Source organism: uncultured Mucilaginibacter sp. (genome assembly GCF_913773635.1).
In the GTDB taxonomy this organism is placed as follows: Bacteria; Bacteroidota; Bacteroidia; order Sphingobacteriales; family Sphingobacteriaceae; genus Mucilaginibacter.
Genome location: NZ_CAJYGQ010000003.1, coordinates 393,116 through 399,237, shown reverse-complemented (window position 1 = coordinate 399,237; position 6,122 = coordinate 393,116). Strand labels below are relative to the sequence as shown.

The following is a 6,122-nucleotide window of genomic DNA, read 5'->3' as shown; positions in this document are numbered from 1 at the left end:
CTTGGCACCTATAAAAACGCATATTTCATATCGTGCCAAAAGCATTAAGCAAGACAAACAGCGATTAACCTGTGGTTAAGTTTTCCCCAACTTTACTCAACTGCTGGGGAATTGCGATTCCACAGTTGAGCCCCATCCACTTATTGATGAAGTTTGCGTTAGGGATAGCAGCGAAAAGCCCGGAACGTAGCGTAGCGCAGTGAGGACTTGCAGCAAATAGCCCGGGCCAGATGCAACGCCCAGGTATAAACCGGACTATATTACCAAGTTCTGGGCAGTTTATTAATTCTGCATATTCATCAACTTTTCAACTTCCGGTTCCATGCCTCCTTTTGTCATACTATTCTATTATTAAACGTCTGCAGGTATTTAAGCAAGGCGGCATAAAACTTAAACCAAATATTTTCCGTTACTTTAATTTAAAGAAAGGATAGCACATGCGTGGCTTCGGCTTCTCTAAATATACACCCCGCGAGATACCAAAAGGCGGTTTTGACGAACTTCTGAAACTCTTCCTGGAATTGCTTAATTACACATCGGGCGATGCCGGCGAAGCTTTGCAATGGATGAATGAGCTTGACAAGCAGTATAATATTACCAATGACGAGTACGGCATGGGTGATTTTATTGACGAGTTGAAGCAAAAGGGTTACCTGAGCGAAGACAACGAAAAAGGCGAATTTAATATCACAGCTAAAACCGAGCAAAGCATTCGGCAGTCGGCCTTGGAAGAGATTTTTGGTAAACTAAAAAAATCGGGTAAGGGTAATCACCGTACACCTCAATCGGGTCAGGGTGATGAAAAGAACTCGGAACGCCGTGAGTTTGAGTTTGGAGACAGTTTGGATCAGATAGACATGACTCAATCTATCCACAACGCCCAGGTTAACCACGGCATTGGCGATTTTATGATGACCGAGCGCGACCTTGAAGTGGAGGAGATGGATTACAAAACCCTTACTTCTACCGTGCTCATGATCGATATTTCGCACTCTATGATCTTGTACGGCGAAGACCGGATTACTCCGGCCAAGAAGGTAGCTATGGCACTGTCAGAACTTATAAAAACCAAGTACCCGAAAGATACGCTGGATATTGTGGTTTTTGGTAATGACGCCTGGCCTATAACGCTTAAGGATTTGCCGTACCTGCAGGTCGGTCCGTATCATACCAATACTTACGCAGGGTTAGAACTGGCTACCGATTTGCTTCGCCGCCGCAAAACGCATAACAAGCAAATTTTTATGATTACCGATGGCAAGCCTACTTGTTTAAAGGAAGGCACCAAGTATTATAAAAACAGTATAGGTCTTGACCGTAAGGTGGTGAACAAAACGTTGAACATGGCCGCACAATGTAAACGTTTGAAAATACCTATCACCACGTTTATGATTGCCCGCGACCCGTACCTGCAACAGTTTGTACGCAAGTTTACCGAAACCAACGGCGGCCGTGCTTTTTACAGCTCGCTAAACGGTTTGGGTGAGTACATATTTGAAGATTATATCAAAAACAGACGAAAAACGGTGCGATAATGTGCGAATGCGTAGATATGCGATTGTGCAGATTTTAATAAACATTTACCATTGCTAAAAGCAACAATACTACCATAAAAACTAAATGGACATTAAGAATATAAAAACACTTGGTGAGTTAAAACAAACCGGTTACAAAAGCCGGTCGGTTAAGGAAGAATTGAGAGAAAACCTGATAGCGCAGTTGCAAAAAAAGCACGAAGGCGGCTTTGAGGGCATTATAGGTTTTGAAGATACGGTAATACCCGATTTGCAAACTGCAATTTTATCGCGCCACAACATTTTATTATTAGGCTTGCGCGGACAGGCTAAAACGCGTATTGCACGTTTAATGGTTAACTTATTAGACGAGTATATGCCTTACATTACAGGGTCAGAATTATTTGACGATCCGTTAGCACCAATCTCATGGTACGGGCATAATCAAATTGAATCATTAGGTGATGCCACACCTATATCATGGGTACACCGCTCGGAGCGTTATACCGAAAAGCTGGCCACGCCTGATGTTACCGTAGCCGATTTAATTGGCGATGTTGATCCTATTAAGGCGGCAACTTTGAAACTTACTTACAGCGATGAACGCGTTATTCATTTTGGCCTTATCCCTCGTGCACACCGCGGAATATTTGTAATAAACGAGCTGCCCGATTTACAGGCACGTATACAAGTATCGCTGTTTAACATCTTACAAGAAAAAGACATTCAAATACGTGGCTTTAAGCTACGCCTGCCTTTAGATTTGCAGTTTGTATTTACTGCCAACCCTGAGGATTATACCAACCGCGGCTCAATTGTAACACCGCTTAAAGACCGCATTGAAAGCCAGATATTAACGCATTACCCGCGCTCGGTAGAAATTTCGCGTAAAATAACCCAGCAGGAAGCTTTGTTGACCGATGCGCAACGCAGCGCGGTTGAAGCAGATGGCCTGGTGAAAGACCTGATTGAGCAAATTGCTTTTGAAGCACGTAACTCGGAGTACATCGATAAAAAGTCGGGTGTATCAGCACGCTTAACTATATCGGCTTATGAAAACTTAATAAGCAATGCCGAACGCCGCATGATTATCAATGGCGAGAAAAGCACATTTGTACGCATCTCTGATTTTCTGGGTGTTATTCCGGCAATTACGGGTAAAATTGAGTTGGTTTACGAAGGCGAGCTGGAAGGGCCGGCCAAGGTTGCTAACATCTTAATAGGCAAAGCCATTAAAACGCTGCTGTTGCAATTTTTCCCTGATCCTGAAAAGGCTAAGAAAAACAAAAAAGGCAATCCTTATAACGAGGTAATCAGCTGGTTTGCGGCAGGCAACACATTATCGCTTAATGATGATTTATCATTGGCTGAGTATAAAAAGATGCTTAACTCGGTAAACGGTTTAAAAGATGTTATTAAACAATTCCATCCACGTTTAAGCGAGAACCAGCAATTACTGCTTATGGAGTTTATTTTGCATGGTTTAGCAGAGTTTTCGCAACTTAGCAAAGGCTTTTTAGATAATGGCTTTGCGTTTTCTGACATGTTTGACAGCCTGTTTAACCTGCAGCCTGATGATGAGGACGAGTTAGACGACGACAGGTATTAATCTTAAGTTCACTCTAAGGAGTAATAAATGACAACCAAGCCCTTCCAAAGCAACTCATATCGAGGTAGATTTTGGAAGGGCTGCTTTTTAAAACATACTACAACACATGGAGGGACAAGCCCCTACTATTTTTTTGATTTGTATTGGCCTCATCCTGGCCGACTTGTACATTACCAACGGCTTACGCGAAGGCTTTAAAAAGTGGCGGTTTGTGCAAAGTAAGCTTTTTTTACGCGTTTACTGGGCGGTATCAATTTTGCTTATTACAGGTTTAATAGCCAGTATATATATCAAATTCAGCGTTGGCTTTAAGGGTGCTGTATTACTGCTATTCTTTTTGCTGTTATGCTGCAAGGTGTGTATGCTCCCCATGTTTTTGGTTGATGATATACGAAGATTGTGTTTACGCATTGCCCGTAAACGCAATAAACCCGAGCCTGAGTTTCCGGCAAGCCAGCCTAAACCTGAAACTGACATTACCCGCTCACAATTTTTACTCAAGGCCGGTTTAATAGCAGGCTCTTTACCTCTTGCCGGTTTAAGCTACGGAATTATTAACGGTGTGTATGATTACCGCGTAAGGCGTCGCACCATATATTTGCCTAATCTTCCTAAAAAGTTTGATGGCATTAAATTAGGGCAGGTTTCTGATATACATTCGGGCAGCTTTTACAACAAAAAAGCTGTAGCTGGTGGTGTAGACTTGCTTTTGGGCGAAAAACCCGATTTTATATTTTTTACCGGTGATTTGGTTAATACACTTGCCAATGAAATGCGTGAATATCAAGACGTTTTTACAAAAGTAAAAGCACCTTTAGGCGTTTACTCCGTGCTGGGCAATCATGATTATGGTGATTATGCCTGGTGGCCAAATGCGGCAGCCAAACAAAAAAACCTTAACGATTTGATGCTTACCCATAAAAACATGGGTTGGGATTTGCTCATGAACGAAAACCGACGCTTAAAGGTTGATGGCGAAGAAATTGGTATTTTGGGCGTAGAAAACTGGGGAGCACTAAGCCGTTTTCCAAAATACGGCAAGTTAAATGAGGCTGTTAAAAACACCGATGATTTACCCGTAAAGCTCCTTTTATCACATGATCCGTCACACTGGCGGGCGCAAATATTGCCCAATTACCCTCAAATTGATATGACTTTTTCAGGACATACACATGGAATGCAATTTGGCATACGAACCGAACATTTTCAATGGAGCCCTATTCAATTTGTGTATAAAGAATGGGGTGGTTTATACCGCGAGGGACTACAGCAAATTTATGTTAACGTTGGTTATGGCTTTTTAGGTTACCCGGGCCGGGTAGGTATTTTGCCGGAGATAAGCATATTTGAACTTCGTTCAGGTACTGATCCCAAATTAGGATAGGGTTACTATTATATGGTAGGGTTTAGTAACACTTTATTTGAATTAGGTGTTATGATGTTGCAGCCATAAATGACAACATTTTACTTTGACTTCCTTATCATTGCATAATCAATGAAAAAATTCATGCAAGCCGGCTTAGATGCATTGCTGTTTAGCAATGTATTTATGGCACTTTGTGCGGTTGCACAGGGCATGGTTACATTTCATATTATAGGCTCTAAACCATCCTTACCTGTTCTCGCTTTACTGTTTGCCTCTACTCTTGGCCTGTATAACTTTTGTATACTTATCATTCGCCCCAAAAAGCCCGAATCATCACCTTACAGGCGGGTTCGCTGGTTTTTTAAACATCATAGCTTAATGATAGGCATTACGGTTGCCTGTTTGCTTAGTCTCGTTCCGCTGTTTTTCCTGCTGGCAAATCAATCAAAACTACTGCTTTTGTGTCTTGCTGCGCTATCTTTTGGTTATGGCTTGCCGCTATTCAGTAACAAAGGGCGTAAAACCGGACTGCGTAACATACCTGGTTTAAAAGCATTACTAATTACTTTGGTTTGGGTGCTTAGTTGTGTATTGCTGCCAATTTTTGAAGCTAAATACACCATGAATATAGCGGTATCAAATACTAACACAATTATTATTTTAGCTAAACGCTTCTTATTCATTGCAGCATTAACAGTACCTTTTGATATACGCGATTTATTTCAGGATCAAATTGCCGGTTTAAAAACTATCCCGGTTGCCTTTGGCGAAAAGACAGCCTATATTATTTGTCAGTTTTTGCTGGCGGGCCATATTATTTTACTGTTGCTGCTCCGTAATTACCGTCTTACATCTGATTTTTTTGCCTTGTCATTAGTTGCCGTTCTTACAGGCTGGCTCATTTTCAAATCAAACTGGCAGCGCAACGAATACTATTACTTTTTTTACCTCGATGGCGTACTCATTTTACAGTACGTTGCTTTACAAGCATTTCAAATGTTTTAAAAATGGCTGTGGGTTATGATAATGCTTCCTGGTTTTATGAAAAGCTGTCGAAACTGGTATTTGGACAAGCACAAATCAGAGCACAGGAGTACTTTCTTAGCCAAATAAGTAGTGATGCACACATATTAATTATAGGCGGAGGAACGGGACAGATACTTGAAAGCCTAACCAAAGTTCATCCATCGGGTTTGAGTATTGCCTACGTTGAAATTTCGCCAAAAATGATGGCTTTATCACGTAAGCGCAACACGGGTAAAAACATAGTTGAGTACTACACCGAGGATATATCTCAGATATCCTTCAATCAAAAGTTTGAAGTGATTATTACCGCCTTTGTTTTTGATAACTTCACTGATGAAAACGTAGCCAAGTTATTGCCTCAGGTTAGCAGATGGTGTAAGCCGCACTGTATTTGGCTCGATACCGATTTTCAGCTAACGGGTGCACGTTGGCAAAAATTGATGCTGTACAGCATGTATACATTTTTTAGAACCATTGGCGCCGTAAACGTTAACCAACTACCTGATGTTCAAAACGTTTTCGATGTTTGCAATTATCAGCTTACAGATGAAAAAGAGTTTTACGGCCGTTTTATTTACAGCCGCGTTTATAAAAGGTCATTTTAACC

General features: G+C 41.4%; 5 protein-coding genes. All 5 read left to right on the top strand.

Annotation, left to right across the window (positions count from 1 at the left end):
- The first annotated feature begins 437 nt into the window (after positions 1 to 437).
- The 5 genes from QZ407_RS03195 to QZ407_RS03175 all read left to right on the top strand — a co-directional run bounded on the left by QZ407_RS03195 (position 438) and on the right by QZ407_RS03175 (position 6,120).
- Positions 438 to 1,535, top strand: coding sequence for a VWA domain-containing protein (locus QZ407_RS03195; RefSeq protein WP_295767642.1), 1,098 nt, complete (start codon positions 438 to 440; stop codon positions 1,533 to 1,535).
- Positions 1,536 to 1,620: 85 nt separating this feature from the next.
- Positions 1,621 to 3,123, top strand: coding sequence for a sigma 54-interacting transcriptional regulator (locus tag QZ407_RS03190; RefSeq protein ID WP_295767641.1), 1,503 nt, complete (start codon positions 1,621 to 1,623; stop codon positions 3,121 to 3,123).
- 106 nt (positions 3,124 to 3,229) lie between these two features.
- On the top strand, positions 3,230 to 4,507 hold the full coding sequence (locus QZ407_RS03185) for a metallophosphoesterase (protein ID WP_295767640.1): 1,278 nt from the start codon (positions 3,230 to 3,232) through the stop codon (positions 4,505 to 4,507).
- 111 nt (positions 4,508 to 4,618) lie between these two features.
- Positions 4,619 to 5,494 (top strand): hypothetical protein, encoded by an 876-nt coding sequence (locus QZ407_RS03180; protein WP_295767638.1) that lies wholly within the window; start codon positions 4,619 to 4,621, stop codon positions 5,492 to 5,494.
- Between the two features lie 2 nt (positions 5,495 to 5,496).
- Positions 5,497 to 6,120, top strand: coding sequence for a class I SAM-dependent methyltransferase (locus QZ407_RS03175; RefSeq protein WP_295767637.1), 624 nt, complete (start codon positions 5,497 to 5,499; stop codon positions 6,118 to 6,120).
- The last annotated feature ends 2 nt before the right edge of the window (positions 6,121 to 6,122 follow it).